This is a genomic window from Hymenobacter swuensis DY53 (assembly GCF_000576555.1).
Lineage (GTDB): Bacteria > Bacteroidota > Bacteroidia > Cytophagales > Hymenobacteraceae > Hymenobacter > Hymenobacter swuensis.
The window spans coordinates 2,297,162-2,313,505 of record NZ_CP007145.1 but is presented as its reverse complement, the minus strand read 5'-3'; the positions used below and the strand labels follow the sequence as shown (position 1 = coordinate 2,313,505).

Below are 16,344 nucleotides of genomic sequence, written 5' to 3'. Positions count from 1 at the left end.
GCGTTGAGTCAGGCGAATAATTTGCTGGGGCGGTAATATGCCTAACTCGTAGGGTAGTAAGTATTCGGCAAGCCGAACATAATTCTACACGTTGTACTTATCCCATATTCTACTTCCTTTATTCAATCGTTCTTTTCCCAACCAAAACCCACCATTCTATGCGTACCCTTACCCTCGCGCCGGCCGCGTTGCTGGCCCTGGCGTTGGCTTCCTGTAGTCAGGAAACTACGGAGCAACTGCCCACGCCCCAACCCGACCCCACCACTGCCCTCAGTATTCAGCAGCTCGACGAGCAGATTCTGAGCACGCTGAAGCAGAGCACCCAGTATGACTGGAACAAGGCCTCGGCCCACACGGTATGGAGTGCGCTGGAGCAATCCGACCACGTTCTGTCGGTGGGCTACCAGCCGGCCGGTTTACAGGGCGGTGCCGCGCTGCCCGAAGATGCCCGGCAAAGCCCCGAGTGGCAGCAGGCCCGCGCCCAGGTGCTGGCCCTCATTCTGGCCGAAGAGCAGAAAACCAACCCTGAAATGACGCTGGAAAAGCTTTCGGTTTTCGAGGCCAATGCGCTGCCAGTACTCACCGTGACGGTTCGGGAACTGAATACCATCAAAGCCCTACGAGCCTCAGTACTGGTGCGCTACGCCGAGCCGATGGGCTACGAGCCTAACCGGCAGCCGGCTAACCGGCCGGTCGCTACGCTCAGTAGCAGCGGCTGCGGCAGCAACACGGCCACCGTCGGACTGGTAGCCGGTTCCGACTACACGGTGATTAGCAACGGCAGCAAATCGTCGTGGAACCAGCAGGATGTGTACCACGGCATCCGGGCGGCCTGGAGCCAGAGCACCGGCCGAGGCAGCAAGGTCCTGATTATCGACACCGGTTCCTCGGACACGCAGGAGAATTTGGGCTCCGCCTTCAACCAGGGCCTGAGTACGGGCCGCACCGTGGAACGCCTCGTCACGCTGCCGCGCAATACAATCTTCGGCATTCCGTATGGCGACTACGAAACCCCCAACGACGGCTGTGGTCACGGCACCAGCATGGCCGGAGCCTGTGCCGCCCCGCGCGGCACCGACGGGGCTTCGGTGGGCATTGCCTACAATGCCAGCCTGATTACGGTGCGGGCCGCTGAGGACGTATTTCTGGATGCCAGCCGCGAGGTACAGGGCGTCACGGATGCGTACCTGCTGGCTGGAAACCGCGCCGATGTGCGCGTTATCAGCATGAGCATGGGCCGGCTGACCTCTTCCTCCCAGATGACGGATGCTATTCGCTATGCCTACGGTAAAGGCAAACTGATCCTGTGCGCCGCTGGTACGTCCTTCGATTGGTCGGCGGGCGTGGTGGGTGTTATCTACCCCGCTTCTTTGCCCGAAGCGGTGGCCGTAACGGGTGTGAAGGACAACCTCACCACCCGCTGCGACGAGTGCCACGTTGGGTCCGATGTGGAGTTTACAGTGGTCATGCAGCGTAGCAGCAACGACCGGCGGCCCCTCACCCTGGCTATGAGCGGCGACGCACCCAGCACCGTGGGCGGCTCCTCGGTAGCCACGGCCAGCATGGCAGGAATGGCTGCCGTGGTGTGGTCCCGGTACCCCACCGAAACCCGTGCTCAGATCATGAGCCGCCTGATTGCCGCCAGCTCCAACCGCACGGCCCGCAGCAGCAGTTTCGGCTGGGGCCGCGTAAATCTGGCAACGGCCGTGGGCGTACCGCTGAATTAAGACCTGAGAAGGTGAGACATGAGAAGTGAGACTTCCGTTCTGGCGTTTGGGCCATTGAACAGAAGTCTCACTTCTCATGTCTCACCTTCTTACTATCTACTTTTTCACCGGCAGCCACTTCGCCAATACAGCCTGTTGTTCTGCCGTAGGATTCGGGGCTTGCTCAATGCGGTAGCGGCGCACGGCGGAGGCCAGCAGCGGGAACGTCACTTCCCGAATTTGCCCTTCGCGGGTAACCAGCAGCTTCACTTCCGAGCCCACGGCACGGCCAGTCACCAGCTTGTTCAGGTCGTCAGTTACCCGGGCTCCATCCAGGCTCAGAACTTCGTCGCCCACGCTCAGACCACCCTGCCAGGCGCTACCGTCGCGCACCACGCTGCTCACCGTTTGGCGCCCGCCGGCGGGGCTGATAGTAGCTCCCAACGCCACGTCGGTAGCGGCGGCGGGCGTAGTGGTCAGCTTGAGGCCGGCGTAGCCCAGGGCCTGCTCGTAAGGCAGTGTTTCGGTGCCGTATACATGGCGGCGGAAGAAATCATCGAAGCGGCGGCCGGCTACTTTGGCCACGGCATCCTGGTACTCTTCATCGGTAAAGCCCCGGCCCTGCTTCTTGTAATACTGGTCGTAGAGGTAGCGCATCACGTCGTCAAGATGCTTCTGGCCCTTGGTTTCCTGAATGATCATCAGGTCCAGCACCGCACCAATCACTTCGCCTTTATCGTAGTAGCTGATGCCCGTATTTGAGGAGTTTTCGTTGGGGCGGTAGTATTTGATCCAGGCATCAAAGCTGGACTCAGCGGCCGACTGCTGCTTATTGCCGGGCGTATTCTCCACCCGGTTGATGCCGTTGCTCAGGTCGCCCAGGTACTGCTCAGGCGTCAGGAAGCCGGCGCGCTGCACAATCAGGTTTGAGAAATACTCGGTGCCGCCTTCGCTCACCCACAGCATGCGGGTGTAGTTCTCGTTGTCGTAATCAAACGGCCCCAGTGCCACCGGCCGAATGCGCTTCACGTTCCAGAGGTGGAAATACTCGTGCGCCACGAGGCCCAAAAAGCCTTTCCAGCCCGCTTCCGAGGAATAGGCGTTGCGCGACACCGACAGCGTGGTAGAAAACAGGTGCTCCAGCCCGCCCGTACCCCGGTCAATGTTGTGCACGATAAACACGTAGCGGTCCAGCGGATTCTGGCCCACCACCTGGTGCGCCTCTTCACACACGCGCTGCATGTCGCGGGTGAGGCGGGCCTCGTCCACTTTCGGGTCGCCGAACATGGCTACCGTGTGCGGCGTGCCGTTGGCGGTGAAGGTATAGAGCTTCTGATTACCGATTTCAATGGGTGAGTCGGCCAGTTCGTCGTAGTTGCCGGAGCGGAAGGTGAACGTGCCGCCGGCTGGTTTGAGGCTGGTGCTCACCTGGCTCCAGCCCTGGGCCGGTTTCACTTCCAGGGTGCTGGCCAACTCTTTGCCATCGGCGGGGTACATGAACACGCTAGTGCCATTTACGTAGCCGTGGGCTGCATCAATGAAGCTGGTACGCACGCTCAGTTCGAAGGCGTACACCCGATAGCGGACCGTAAAATCCTTGGCTTTTGGGTGATATACCCGCCAGGTATTCTTCGAAACCTTTTCGGTACGCAGGGAATTTCCGCCAGCCGTGGCCGCAAAGCCTTCCACATTTTTGGCAAACTCGCGCACTAAGTAGGAACCGGGAGCCCACACAGGCATCTTCACATCGGTGTACGCCTTGTTGAAGCCCTCCAGCTTCATTTCCACCTCAAAGTAATGCGTTTGCGGGGCGGGCATTGCGAGGGTGTAGCGCAGCACAGGCGCGGCCATAGCCGAACCGGCAGAGCCCAGCAGCAGGCCCAGGGCCGCTACCGCGAGGTGGCGGGTACGAATCAGGAGCATCAGGAAAAGAGGAATTGAGTGGGGAAGCGTTAGCCCCGGAAACCGGGTCGCCAAAGAACGGGGAAAACCACGGAAAGCTGCAAAGCCTGCGCAAAAATTGCCATTCCCCGGGCCAGGTTGGACCCGATCCGCCGGAACCCGGGCCGTAAGTGTCCCGTTAGGGTAGCGTTCAGCTTTTCCACTTTGGGTATGCGTTACGTCTGGTTGGTTTTTCTCTTACTGGTAGCCGTTCTGGTGGGGCGCGTAACCTGGGTGCGGCTGCGGCAACCTGCGTTGGTTGCGCAAAGCCCTGTTTCGGCTCCGGTGCAGCCCACTGCCTACGTGCTCAGCAATGCTACAACACCCAAAGCCGACAGCGTGGTGGCCTTTGCTTTGCGCCAGTTGGGCACCAATTACTGCTACGCTGGCAGTACACCCGAAACCGGTTTCGACTGCTCGGGCTTCGTGAATTACGTATTTGCCCGTTACCGGGTGCCGGTACCTCATTCCACGGCCCTGCTCATCAGCACCGGCCGGGCCGTGGCGCGGGAGCAGGCCCGCCCCGGCGACATTGTGGTATTCACGGGAACGGCTGCTACTGCTACTACGCCTGGCCATGCGGGTATTGTACTCAGCCAGCCCGGCCAGCCGCTTCGCTTCGTACACTCCTCTTCGGCCCGCCGGGAATCCGGCGTTAAAATCAGCCAGGTGGAAGGCACCGATTATGAGCGCCGCTTCATGCAAGTGCGCCGGGTGCTGTGAGTGGTGAAGTTGTGAAAGCCTGATTTTACAAAGCGGCCCAGTTACAACTTCACTCTTCACAATTTCACTATCTAATAAACGCAACGATGCCCGGCCGCCTATGCAGTTCCTCCGTTGTGAGGCTGCTGGGCGAACCGGGCATCTAATCCTTCAAATCTTACCAAGCGACTGAACTGGGGTACAGTTCCGCCATCCGTGTGTAAGACCTTGCCAGAATGCGGGAATAGCTTGAGTTAAAAGCGAGTTCCGCGCGAAAGCTGTTGTTAGGCGCGTCCGGCGGTGAGGCGGACTACATTCGACAGGCTTGGCAGGATTTGTTTGGGACTACTAGACATTTTGTACCTCCTTTCTTTAGATCCGACATAACCCCTGCTGCGCTTCCCAATACCTTAGGGCGGCTTGGCGGGGGCTGTAGCACTCGCTACGGTTGGTAAAGTTAAAAGCCCCCCGGATGGTTCAAAATAAAAAAGGCTTTTTTTCCTTCCCCAACCGCATATATTTCTCATCTATCTGACCATCAAACGCTTTTACGTTGAATAATCTTCTGGTCTATTACCTCATCTGTAGGCTGGCCCCAAAGTTGCCATTGGTGGGGCAGTGCAGCAAACCGGTAGATTACCGTTCTTCCCGACTTTTCTTCTATCTTTTTCCCCGAAAACCCCACATTTACTTCATCACCACCATGAAAAAAATTCTGTTCCTGTGCCTGGGCCTATTTCTGGGCCTGATTGGGGCGGCTTCGGCCCAATCTCTCTCGCCGCTGGGCGTGTGGACTAACTCGGAGAAGAAAGCTACCTTCGAAATTTACAAGTGCGGCAACAAGCTCTGCGGCAAAATTGTAAGTCTGACGGTGCCTAACGACCCAAAAACCGGTAAGCCCAAAACCGACACCGTCAACCCCGACCCCAAACTGCGCAGCCGTCCCCGCTTGGGCATGGTCTTCATGCAGGGCTTTGAGTACGACAGCGACAACAAGTGGGATGATGGCAAGATCTACGACCCGGAAAGCGGCAAAACGTATTCCTGCTACATGAAGATGGAGAATGCCAACACCATGGAAGTGAAAGGCTACATCGGCTTCTCGCTCATTGGCAAGTCGCAGACCTGGACCCGCGTAAAATAGAGCGTAATTCTTTTCGCTAGTAAAAAGCGGCCTCTTCCTGACCGGAGAGGCCGCTTTTGCGTTCTGATATGCTTGCACTTGCCCGCCTGGCAAGGAGCACGGCGGCTGGTTTGGCAAGGTTTTTCAGGCTCTGCCCGGCGCCTCCCTTTTAAACCATTTGCAGGGGGGCATGTTACCTCTGAAATCACCCGTGCTATTTTGCTGAACCTGTTCAAACGCCTTTTCCCCGGCTCCTCCCCTCCTTCGGCCGACTGGCAGCCGCTGCACCGCAGTCCGGCGCAGGAACGGGTGCGTCAGGAGTGGCTGGCCCAGCAGGTGTATCTGAACTGGATGGGGCCGTACTTCAAAGCGTACCACTACCAGAAAGCCGGCCTGCCGGGGGCGCGCTTCCGGGTGCAGCTCGCCCGCGAGGAAAGCCGCCGGGGCGCAGTATTTATGTATGACCCCAGCATCGGGCCCGGTAACTTCCAGCACCTGTTCGATTTCATCCGGGACCGGGTGCTGGCGCTGGGCTACCATATAGGAGCTGCTGACCAGCGCACCGTGCAGCACGAGCAATACGCGGAAACCACCCAGAAGTATTTTCTGAAGCCTCAGCCCAATGACTGTACCGATACCGGCCGCTGCAATCAACGCTTCGGCAATGTAACCCTGGATTTGGTGGGCATCAACGGGCAGCCCGGGTTCCTGCGCCTGCTTAGCAACCCCTTCACCGATGACATCTTCACCGCGCCGGGGTCCTTTGATGAGTTGATTGACGCTGTGTTCAATCTGCCGCCGGCCCCACCGGAAGTGGAGGAACTGATTGGCAAGTACAAAAAGAGCTAAGTATATAGCCCTCCGCTAAGCACGAAAAAGCCTTCCGCTGCCACAGCGGAAGGCTTTTTCGTGCTTAGCGGAGTAATCAGGGCAGTTATTCTGCCCGCACGAAGCGGGCCTGCGTTACTACCCCATCCTTACCCAGCAGCCGCAGATGATAGACACCGGGGGCCAATATGCCGGTTTGCAGTACGGGTAGGGCCGCCGTCACGGCTTGGCGCAGCACAATGCGGCCAGTGGCATCGGTTACTTCGGCCTGGGCCTGGGTACCACTGAACTCAGCCAGACGCAGCTGGTCGCGGCAGGGGTTTGGGTATACGGCAATAGCGGCAACGGCGCGGGCGGCGCGGGTACCAGTAAGCAGGCCATTGTCGCGGGTGATGGTGCCGAGGCCATTGAGCAGCCACTGGTCCGGATCGACGGCAATGCTGCTGACAGTGCGCGACTCCGCCACGGCCGCGGCCACGACCGGCTGGTACTGGCGCAGGCGCAGGGTGCGGGTGGTGCCATCGGTGAAGGTGAGGCGGTAGTCAACATCGGTATCAAAATACGGCGTGACGGCAGGCATAGAAGCAGTTTCGGTGTTCTGGATATACACGAGGCCATTAGCTTGGTTCCAGCGGACGGCAAAGGTTGGGTAGCCCTCGCCCCGAAACCACTGGTCGAAGAAATACTGTAGGGAGCGGCCGGCTTCCGCCTCAAAAATGCGCTGCAGGTCACGGGTGCGGGCAGTGCGCCCGCCGTATGTACTCTGGTACGTGCGCAGGGCCCGGAAGAATTTCACGTCATCATCCAGCAGGTAGCGTAGCATATGCACCACGGCCGCACCTTTCTTGTAGCTGAGGCGGGAGCTGAAAATACGGCCCACGTTGCTGGTATCGGGTACGAACAAGCTGCCGCCCGGCTGGCTCATAGCCGTGGTGTGCGCCTGGTTCATCCAGGACAGAGCCGCCGCCGCCGAACTGAACCGGTTCAGCGACAAGTATTCGCCATAGGAAGCGAAACTCTCGTTCAGCCAGATATCCTCCCAAGCTCCGCAGGTTACATTGTCGCCGAACCACTGGTGAAACAGCTCGTGGGCCGTGAGGGTAAAGCTGAAGCCATCCTGAGTAGTCATGGTCTGGTGCTCCATGCCCCCCCCGATGGGGGCCATGCTGTGGCCGTACTTTTCGGCGGCAAACGGATACAGCCCTACCAGCTCGGAGTAGTTTTCGAGGAAGCCCGGGGTACGGTCTATTTCAGTGCGGTACGTGTTCAGCGCGGTCTGATTGTAGAGGTAATTGACAATCGGAACCCGGGGGCCACCGGCCGGGTTGGCGTAGTTCACGTACTCAACGTAGGGCCCTACGGCCACGGAAATCAGGTAGTAATCAATGGCGTAGCGCGACTTCCACTGATAGCGCACCTGGTTGCCTGGCAAGGTGGTAGTCGACTGCAACACCCCGTTGGAGCCCACTTTGTTGGTGGCACTGGTCGTCACCCACACGTCGGTAGAGTCGGCCTTATCCGTCAGCACCTGCTTACAGGGCCACCACTCATACGCGTTGTAGGGCTCCGACAGGCTCCAAGTGGTGCTCACGCCGTAGGTAGGGGCCACGCGGGTGTTGAGTGCGTTGCCAATAGCCGCCGCGTTGCTGTTGGGCGCGGTGCCCCGGTAGTAAATGAGGGCATTGAATAGGGCATTGGGCACCACCGCCTGGTTTAGGCCCACCGTCACATCCCCCATGCCTACCCGGCGCAGGCCGGCACTCCGGCGGCCATTTACCACCACGGAGTCAATGATGAAAGTGGAATACAGCTCAAACGCCAGCGAGTCGAGGCCCTGAACCCCGGCCAGAGCTTTGATGGTAACCACCCCGCTCACGTCACGGGTTGTATTGGTCAGGCTGAGGTCCAGTTTGTAGTATTTGACATCGTAGCGGGCCATTTTCTGGCGGTGGCTGAGGCTGGCGTAGGCCGGACGGGCGGCGGTACCGGCGTGGGTGCGGGCACAGGCCTCGGCGGCCGAGCCATCCAGATCGGCCGCAACCGGGCGGTACGCCGGAATCTGGGCCAGTCCCGATAGGCTGCACAGCAGACCGCCGAGTAGTAGCGGGTAAACAGTAAGACGCATAGGTAAGCGGGCAACAGGGTGGAAATAAAGTAGCGTAAGGTACGCCACACACCGCAGAAAGTGTCCTTTCCCGGCTGTTGGCAGTCAGCTGCTTTGTATCTTACCCTATTGAAATTTTTCACTGTGTTTTTCGCCGGATGCTGACTTCTACTCTTGCCTGTTTGTTCCGGCGCGGCCTGCTGCCCCTGCTCCTGTGCCTGCTGCTGGCCCCGGCGGCCCGGGCCACGCATATTGTGGGGGGCGAAATGGATTTGCAGTACCTCAACGGCAATAGCTACGTGCTCACACTGAACCTGTATTTCGATGCCGTCAATGGTCAGCCTGGGGCCCTCGACGCTGAGCTGACGGCCGGCATCTTTGAGAAGGGCAGTAACCGCCGGATGATGAACGTGACCCTGCCGCTTGGCAACAACACGCTCGTCAGCTACACCAACCCGGCCTGCTTCACCCCCGACCTGGTCACGCGCAGGCTGGTTTACACGCAACGGCTAACGCTACTGCCGCAGGAGTATGCCAACGCGGCGGGGTACTACGTAGCCGTGGAGCGGTGTTGCCGCAACAACGGCATCAGCAACATTGTGAACCCCAGCGGTGCGGCCCAGACGTTCTATCTGGAGTTTCCACCCGTCACGCGCAACGGGCAGGCGCTGCGCAACTCCACGCCCCGCATTTTCCCGCCCCTGAGCGACTATGCCTGCCTGGGTGAGCTGTTTTACTACAACTTTGGCGGGCAGGATATCGACAACGACTCCCTGGTGTATGATCTTATCACGCCGCTGAACGGGTATTCTAGCTCCGGCAACCCAAAGCCGCCTACTGCCACCCCGGCTCCCTACCCTCCTATTACCTGGCTGCCGGGTCTGAGCACCACCAACCAGATTCCGGGAGCGCCCACGCTCACCATCGGGCGGCTCACGGGCCGGCTGGAGGTGCGCCCCACGCAGCAGGGCCTATTCGTGTTCGGGATTCGCTGCACCGAGTACCGCAAGGGTGTACGGCTGGGCGAAACCCGGCGTGACTTTCAGCTCAAGGTTATTCCCTGCTCCACCAACGCCCGTCCGAAGGTGCTGTTGCAACTGCCGGGCACAACCCGCGCCTACCGGCCCGGCCGCGACACGCTGCGCCTCACGCCCGGCAACAACCGGTGCGTTACCCTGCGCTTCACCGACACCGACCCGACGTCGGCCCTGACGTTATCCTTGAGTCCGGTAAATTTCACGGCTCCGCTGCCTACCCTGAACGTGTTGCAGGGCACCGTGCACGCCCCCGGCCTGCCCGATACCATTACCTCGCGCCTGTGCTTTCCGGAATGCTTCAACACCCGGGGCAAGGTGTATTTGCTGGATGTGATTGTGGCCGATAACGGCTGCAGCCTGCCCAAGCGCGACACTGTGCGGGTAGCCTTTACCTCCGTGCCCGACCCCAACGCCCCACCCCTGCTGCGCACCACCGCCGCGCTGCCCATCCGGGCCAAAGTCGGCGACCTTATCACCTTCGACCTAACCGCCACCGACCCCGATAACGACCCATTGACCCTGGAAATGACAGGCCGGGGCTTCACTCCGGCGGCGTTGGGGGCTACGCTTACGCAGGGGGCCGCCAGCAACCAGCTCAATGGCCGCTTCTCGTGGCGGGTTGATTGCCGGGCCGTAGATAAGCCGCTGTACGAGTTTGAGTTTATCGCCGCCGCCGCGCCCTGCCTCGACCGGCAGGCCACCACCGTGGTCATTCCCATTCAGATAGACTACCAGAATACCCCGCCTGCCCTTACCACGTCCTTTCTCGCTCCATCTGCCGCCGATTCCATTACAGTAGTGCGGCGACCCATCGGGGGCGTGTTTGAGGCCACGCTGGCCGGGCTCGACGCCGATAATGATGCGCTGGTGATGACAGCCGCCGGCAGGAATTTTGAGCTGGGGGCAGCGGGCATGACGTTCAGTCCCCGCAATGGTACCGGTGCGGCCAGCGGCACGTTCCGCTGGGTAGCCGACTGTGAAGCCGTGCGCCGCAACGGGCTGGAAGTCACGTTTGCCCTTCAGGAAAGCACCTGCCGGCCACAGCCGCGCACTCGCACCGTACGCTTCGAGGTAGAAGCCCCCGAAACGCCGGCCTTTCTGCCGCCCAATATCATCACACCCTACCTAGTGGATGGCAAAAATGACTTCTTCACCCTCGATAACGCCCAAGCCAACCTGCCGCCCGATTTCTGTGACTCCCGCTTTGCCGATATCCTGATTTTTTCGCGCTGGGGCAACCAGGTGTACCGCACCACCAACCGCAGCTTCCAATGGAACGGCGGCAACCTGCCCGCTGGCGCGTATTTCTACCTGATTGAATTCACGGATGGCAAGAAGTACAAAGGTACCGTCACCATTGCCAACTAAGTAGCTGGAGCAAAAAGCCGCCGCCCCTGCCGTCAGATACCTGATAAGTGGTCTGACAGTAAGGGCGGCGGCTTTTTGCTCTAGGTTTTACTTTCTCTAATACAAGAACAGGAAGGCCGCAAACAGGGCTACCCACAGGCCGTCGATGAAGTGCCAGTAGATAGTTACCATACGAAGCTGGAGCCGGCGGTAGGGGTTGCGGATGAATACGAGGTTGCGCACGGCGTCGCGCGAGGCATGGTGGGTGCGCACCAGCAGCACCAGCAGAAACAGCATGCCGCCCAGCAGGTGCGCTACGTGCAGCGCCGAAATCAGGTAGACGAACGTACCGCTGGCTTCCTCAGTGAAGAATAGCTGATTTGCGTGCAGTTCCTGCCACCCTAGAATCTGCAGGCCGGCAAAAACGCTGCTGAGCAGAAACGTCGCCCCCAGACAGCGGGCCAGACCCGACAGATCGTCCTGGGCGTACAGGCGCTGTCCCTGGGCAATAACGTAGCTACTGATCAGCAGCACAATGGTGCTAAGCGAGAAAAAGCGCGGCAATGGATACGTACTCGTCGGCAATCCGCTCCGGAGCCGGGTGTAGGTGTACGCCGCCACCAGTACCACAAACAGCGCGGCCACGGCTGCTAGCCCTATGTACAGCATCATCAGGAGCAGGGGGACGCGCTCCATGCGCTGAAAAGAGGAAGCCGGGCGGTTTGCTCCTACTTTGTTGGTACGTTCAGAATCGGAGTTCATGGGCGGGATACGGAGTTGCGTGCTAGTAGCAAACCAATGGCAAGCCCTTTAGTTCCGGCTCGATAAGGCTACCCGGCACCAAAGGCGTTTGAGCAAGATACGCAAAAGCACCTGTGTCCGGCGTACGTATTTCCGGCGAAATAACACCCGGACACAGGCTGCTTATCTAACTGAGCAAAAGCCGCTAATTCACCGTGCCTCCGGTTTATTCCTTCCGGAAAAAGGAGCCTATTTTACCCAGCACCGCGTTCAGAGTAATCTTGGCGGAGCGGCCTACGCCGAACGTGACGTGGGTTTTGCCCGCCACCCGCAAATCGAGCACCAACCCCAGCCGATGGGCCAGATCGTTGAGTTGCTGCAACGGGTCGAGGTCGGATTTGGGTTTCAGAGGGGCGTTGGGGTCTTTGGGCGGGCCGCTGGTGAGCTTATCGAGCACCCGCTGACTGGGAAAGTTCACGATGAGGTAGCCCCCCGAGCCCGCCAGCTGAATATCGTCGCCGTCGAAGCTGATGACCAGCCGCGCCTCAATATCCAGGCCGCTAGCCAAGGGGCGTAGGCGTTACCGGCGGCAAAGCGTTGCTGGGCGGGTTTTCGCCCCGGGTACGGATGCGCAACGAGCCGTTGAGCCGCCAAGTGGTGGGCGTGGCCGGGTTCTGCGGGTTGGGCACCTGGAGCTCCATCTGCTCGAAGTTGAGTGCTAGCTCTACGCCGCCGGAAAGTTTGGAAAGCAGGGAAGCGGCCGTATCGGCCCAGGAAGTTGGTTGGTCAGGCATGAGAAGGGAATGTGGGAGAATGTGCGAAATAAGGAGGAATGTGGACAACAAGCGACGGCTGGTAAGCAACTGCGGCCGATTACTGCTTAGCAAACGCCCCGCGCTGGGGCAAGTTACACGACGAGGCTGGCAAGACCTTTGCCTGACCACCCCGGGCCGGTTCAGCTTGTCCGGCAAAATCCAAATAGCGTGGCTTGCGTATGCAGCCCCAAGGCTGGTTTTCCACCCATTTTTCCGTTTTATGTCCCGTTTCATTTTTCCGGTAGCCGCTCTTTTTTCGCTGGGCGCTACTGCCGCCCTGGCCCAGACTGCTCCCGCCGTTGACTGCGCCCACCCGTTTGGCCTCTCCGATAACATGGAGGTGGTGTACCAGCTGCAGGATGCCGAGGGCAAAGCAACCGGTACCACGCGCAACCGCGTGGTAAGCCTGGGCTCGGAGCAGAACAAGAAAAAGACGCTCACTACCAACACCGTGCTGGTAAAAAGCGGCACCTACGACCTCAAAAACAAGCTCTTGCGGCTGCAGGACTTCACGTTCCGCTGCCGGCAGGATACCAGCTTTACCGACGGTGCGGCCGAGCTAAGTCCCGAGAGCCTCCGCTCCTTCCGCGACCGGCGCTTTGCCTACGCGCCCGTGCCGCTGGCCTGGCCCAACCAGCCCACCGTGGGCTCGGAGCTGCCCGGTGGCGGCATCACGGTACAGGTCAGCAGTACGGCCGTGGATATTGCCAAAGTGTACACCACCGTGCAGAAACGCCGCATCACCGGCACCGAATCGGTGACCACGCCGGCAGGCACGTTTCAGTGCTACAAAGTGGAAGCCGAGCGGGAAAGCGCCACCGTGGCCCGCGCCGATATGGTGATGCGCACCACCCTGAAAGTGGTGGATTATTACTCGCCGGCCGTGGGCATCGTGAAAACTGAGGTGTACGACAAGAAGGGCAAGCTAGAACAGGTGCGCCTACTGACGGCCATCAACCAAAGCTCCCAATCGGCTAGCCAGCCCAAGGTAAAGGAGAAATACAAGGTCAAAAAATCGTAAGTTCAGGGCCGTAAACCCTTCGTTCCTCCGCTTTCTTTTTTCCTTTTGCTATGCGTACCCTGTCCGTTTTGCCGGCCGCTTTGCTCCTGTTGGCCGCCTGCCAGCAGCAACCCAAAACCGAAACCGCCGCCACAACGGCACCTACGGTCAAAACAACGGCTGTAACCGGCAAAACCTACGGCACGGCCATTACCGCCGAGGACGCGCAGCCCCTTTCGGCCCTGGATGCGGTTCTGGGCACCCAGGATTCGGCGCAGGTGAAGCTGGTGGGCAAAGCCGAGGCCGTGTGCCAGGCCAAGGGCTGCTGGCTAACGATGAAAACGCCGGAAGGCCAGGAAATGCGGGTGCGGTTCAAGGACTATGCCTTCTTCGTGCCCAAGGACATCAGCGGAAAAACCGTGGTCATCAACGGCTGGGCCCACCGCGAGACGGTACCGGTTTCCGATTTGCAGCACTACGCCCAGGACGCCGGCAAGTCCGACAAGGAGGTGGCTGCCATTACCCAGCCCCAGCAGCAGCTCAACTTTGAGGCCGATGGGGTGCTGGTAGCCGACTAGCTTTTCCCGTTTCTGCAGAGCCCTGCCCCTCCCCGGCCGGGGCTTTCTTTTTTTCGCGCAGTGGTTCACGGTGGCCGTTTACTGCGAACCACTGCGCCTTCCACCGCGAACCACTGCGCGAAACCGCCCCCGAAAACCCACTACTTTGTAGCTTGCAGCCCTAATCCGCCCCGCGCATCATGACCGATATTCAGCTACAGATAACCGCCCTTACCGAGCGCCTCCACCACCTCAACTACCAATATTACCAGCGCGACATCAGCGAAATACCGGACCAGGAGTTTGACGAGCTGCTGGCCGAGCTGGCTCGCCTGGAGCAGCAGTACCCGGACCTGGCCCACCCCAACTCCCCCACCCAGCGCGTGGGCGGCACCATCACCAAGCAGTTTCCCACCGCTGAGCACCGCTACCCCATGCTCAGCCTGGGCAACACCTACTCCGAGGCCGATCTGCGCGAGTTTGACGAACGGGTGCGCAAGGGCCTGGAAGGAGCCGACGTGGCCTACGTGTGCGAGCTGAAGTTCGACGGTGTGGCCATGAGCCTGACCTACCAACAGAGCCAGCTCACGCAGGGCGTCACGCGCGGCGACAGTACCCGCGGCGACGTGGTGACCAGCAACGTGCGCACCATCCGCAACCTGCCGCTGCACCTGCGCCCTGAGGGCGCGCCTCAGCCTCCGGAGTTTGAGGTGCGCGGCGAGATTTTTATGCCCCTGCCCGTGTTTGCGGAACTGAACCAGGAGCGCGAAGCCAACGGCGAGGCCCTGCTGGCTAACCCGCGCAACGCCGCCTCGGGCGCGCTCAAGCTCCAGGACTCGACCCAAGTAGCGGCCCGCAAGCTGCGCTTCTACGCCTACTCCTTCCTGATGCCCGGCCGCAACCAGTTTCCCACCCACAGCGCCTCGCTGGAAGCCCTGCGCGCCTGGGGCCTGCCGGTGTCGGATACCTGGCGGCGGTGCGGCACCATCGAGGAAGTGCTGGATTTCGTGCACCAGTGGGACAAAAAGCGGTTTGAACTGCCCGTTGCCACCGACGGTATCGTGATTAAGGTGGACGACTTCCGCCAGCAGGAGCTGCTGGGCTTCACCTCTAAAAGTCCCCGCTGGGCCATTGCCTACAAGTACCCGGCCGAGGCCGGCCGCACCCGTTTGCAGGCCATTCAGTACCAGGTGGGGCGCACCGGGGCCGTGACGCCGGTGGCCCTGCTCGACCCGGTACCGCTGGCCGGCACTGTGGTGAAGCGCGCCTCGGTGCACAACGCCAACCAGATTGCCGCCCTCGATTTGCGCCTCGGCGACATGGTATTCGTGGAGAAGGGCGGCGAGATTATCCCCAAGATTACGGGCGTGGACGTGGCCGCCCGCCCCGCCGACAGCCAGCCCATTGTATACCCCACCGAGTGCCCGGCCTGCGGCACCCCGCTGATCCGGCCCGAGGGCGAGGCCCACTTCCGCTGCCCCAACGACCGGGGCTGCCCGCCCCAGCGTAAAGCCAAGCTGGAGCACTTCGTGTCGCGCAAGGCCCTGAACATCGACGGACTGGGAGCCGAAACCGTGGGCCGCTTCTTCGACCTGGGCCTGGTAACGGACGCGGCCTCGCTCTACGACCTGCCCGCCAAAGCTGCCGAGCTGGCTCAATTAGACCGGATGGGCGAGAAATCTGTGCAGCGGCTCATGGCCGGGCTCGAAGCCAGCACGCAGGTGCCCTTTGACCGGGTGCTGTTCGGGCTGGGCATCCGGTACGTGGGCGAAACTGTGGCCGAAAAGCTGGTGAACCACTACCGCACCGTGGAGGCCCTGGCCGCCGCCACGGCCACCGACCTGGCCGCCGTACCCGAAGTAGGCGGCGTCATTGCCGAGTCGGCGGCAGCATGGTTTCAGGAGCCCGAGAACCAGCAGTTGATAGAACGCCTGCGGGCAGCCGGGTTGCAGCTGGCCCTTACCGGCGAAGCTCCCCAGCCCCAGAGCGACCGGCTGGCGGGCCTGACGTTTGTGCTGTCGGGGGTGTTTGAGCAGCATAGCCGCGAGGAGCTGCAGCACCTGATTGAGCAGCACGGCGGCAAAATCACGGGCAGCATCAGCAAGAAGCTCAGCTACCTGGTGGCTGGCGACAAAATGGGCCCTGCCAAGCGCGAGAAAGCCACCTCGCTCAACGTACCCATCATCGGTGAAACCGACCTATTGGCCATGCTCCCCACCGCCACCGACGCGCCCGAAACGCCGGAGGAGAAACATGAAGCTGCCGCTCCAGCCCCACCAAGTGCCGGCCAGCAAGGCTCCTTGTTTTAAGCACAGTATAGAGACGCGACACTTCGCGTCTCGTCGTTGCTGATGTTGACTCACCAGAATCTGGTGCGGTTCCAACCGTTCAACGACGAGACGTAAAATATTGCGTCTCTACATCGTCCCGGTGGATGTTGCAA

General features: G+C 60.5%; 13 protein-coding genes. 8 read left to right on the top strand and 5 right to left on the bottom strand.

What is annotated here, in order from left to right; genetic code table 11:
• Positions 1-158: 158 nt before the first annotated feature.
• Entirely contained in the window at positions 159-1,727 is a 1,569-nt protein-coding gene (locus HSW_RS11195; protein WP_044001992.1) for a S8 family peptidase, read from the top strand.
• Positions 1,728-1,823: 96 nt separating this feature from the next.
• Here HSW_RS11195 and HSW_RS11190 read toward each other — a convergent pair whose 3' ends face one another.
• Positions 1,824-3,629, bottom strand: coding sequence for a M61 family metallopeptidase (locus HSW_RS11190; RefSeq protein WP_044001991.1), 1,806 nt, complete (start codon positions 3,627-3,629; stop codon positions 1,824-1,826).
• A gap of 189 nt (positions 3,630-3,818) precedes the next feature.
• Between HSW_RS11190 and HSW_RS11185 the strand changes: the two genes are divergently transcribed.
• The 3 genes from HSW_RS11185 (at position 3,819) to HSW_RS11175 (ending at position 6,321) form a co-directional block, all read left to right on the top strand.
• Positions 3,819-4,370 carry a C40 family peptidase gene (locus HSW_RS11185; protein ID WP_052346361.1) on the top strand — a complete coding sequence of 184 codons (552 nt, stop codon included), beginning with the start codon at positions 3,819-3,821 and terminating at the stop codon, positions 4,368-4,370.
• 682 nt (positions 4,371-5,052) lie between these two features.
• Positions 5,053-5,493 carry a DUF2147 domain-containing protein gene (locus tag HSW_RS11180; RefSeq protein ID WP_044001990.1) on the top strand — a complete coding sequence of 147 codons (441 nt, stop codon included), beginning with the start codon at positions 5,053-5,055 and terminating at the stop codon, positions 5,491-5,493.
• A 198-nt stretch (positions 5,494-5,691) separates the two neighbouring features.
• Positions 5,692-6,321: a hypothetical protein gene (locus HSW_RS11175; RefSeq protein WP_044001989.1), complete on the top strand. Its 630-nt coding sequence runs from the start codon at positions 5,692-5,694 to the stop codon at positions 6,319-6,321.
• Positions 6,322-6,406: 85 nt separating this feature from the next.
• On the opposite strand, the gene HSW_RS11170 is transcribed toward HSW_RS11175, so the two are convergent.
• Positions 6,407-8,425 carry a M1 family aminopeptidase gene (locus HSW_RS11170; protein WP_044001988.1) on the bottom strand — a complete coding sequence of 673 codons (2,019 nt, stop codon included), beginning with the start codon at positions 8,423-8,425 and terminating at the stop codon, positions 6,407-6,409.
• 137 nt (positions 8,426-8,562) lie between these two features.
• Here HSW_RS11170 and HSW_RS11165 point away from each other — a divergent pair, with 137 nt between their 5' ends.
• Positions 8,563-10,809 (top strand): T9SS type B sorting domain-containing protein, encoded by a 2,247-nt coding sequence (locus HSW_RS11165; protein WP_081768376.1) that lies wholly within the window; start codon positions 8,563-8,565, stop codon positions 10,807-10,809.
• 96 nt (positions 10,810-10,905) lie between these two features.
• Here the strand turns inward: HSW_RS11165 and HSW_RS11160 are convergent, their stop codons facing one another.
• From HSW_RS11160 to HSW_RS11150, 3 genes are all read right to left on the bottom strand, one after another.
• Complete coding sequence (locus HSW_RS11160) at positions 10,906-11,550, bottom strand: cytochrome c oxidase subunit 3 (RefSeq protein WP_044001986.1); 645 nt, start codon at positions 11,548-11,550, stop codon at positions 10,906-10,908.
• Between the two features lie 205 nt (positions 11,551-11,755).
• Positions 11,756-12,097 (bottom strand): hypothetical protein, encoded by a 342-nt coding sequence (locus HSW_RS11155; RefSeq protein ID WP_044001985.1) that lies wholly within the window; start codon positions 12,095-12,097, stop codon positions 11,756-11,758.
• Positions 12,090-12,323, bottom strand: a complete 234-nt coding sequence (locus HSW_RS11150) for a hypothetical protein (protein WP_044001984.1) — start codon at positions 12,321-12,323, stop codon at positions 12,090-12,092. Before HSW_RS11150 ends, HSW_RS11155 begins: the two co-directional genes overlap by 8 nt.
• Positions 12,324-12,564: 241 nt before the next feature.
• Between HSW_RS11150 and HSW_RS11145 the strand changes: the two genes are divergently transcribed.
• From HSW_RS11145 to ligA, 3 genes are all read left to right on the top strand, one after another.
• Entirely contained in the window at positions 12,565-13,365 is an 801-nt protein-coding gene (locus tag HSW_RS11145) for a TapB family protein (protein WP_044001983.1), read from the top strand.
• Between the two features lie 50 nt (positions 13,366-13,415).
• Complete coding sequence (locus tag HSW_RS11140; RefSeq protein ID WP_044001982.1) at positions 13,416-13,922, top strand: DUF4920 domain-containing protein; 507 nt, start codon at positions 13,416-13,418, stop codon at positions 13,920-13,922.
• Positions 13,923-14,101: 179 nt separating this feature from the next.
• Positions 14,102-16,210 carry an NAD-dependent DNA ligase LigA gene (gene ligA, locus HSW_RS11135; protein WP_071883100.1) on the top strand — a complete coding sequence of 703 codons (2,109 nt, stop codon included), beginning with the start codon at positions 14,102-14,104 and terminating at the stop codon, positions 16,208-16,210.
• The last annotated feature ends 134 nt before the right edge of the window (positions 16,211-16,344 follow it).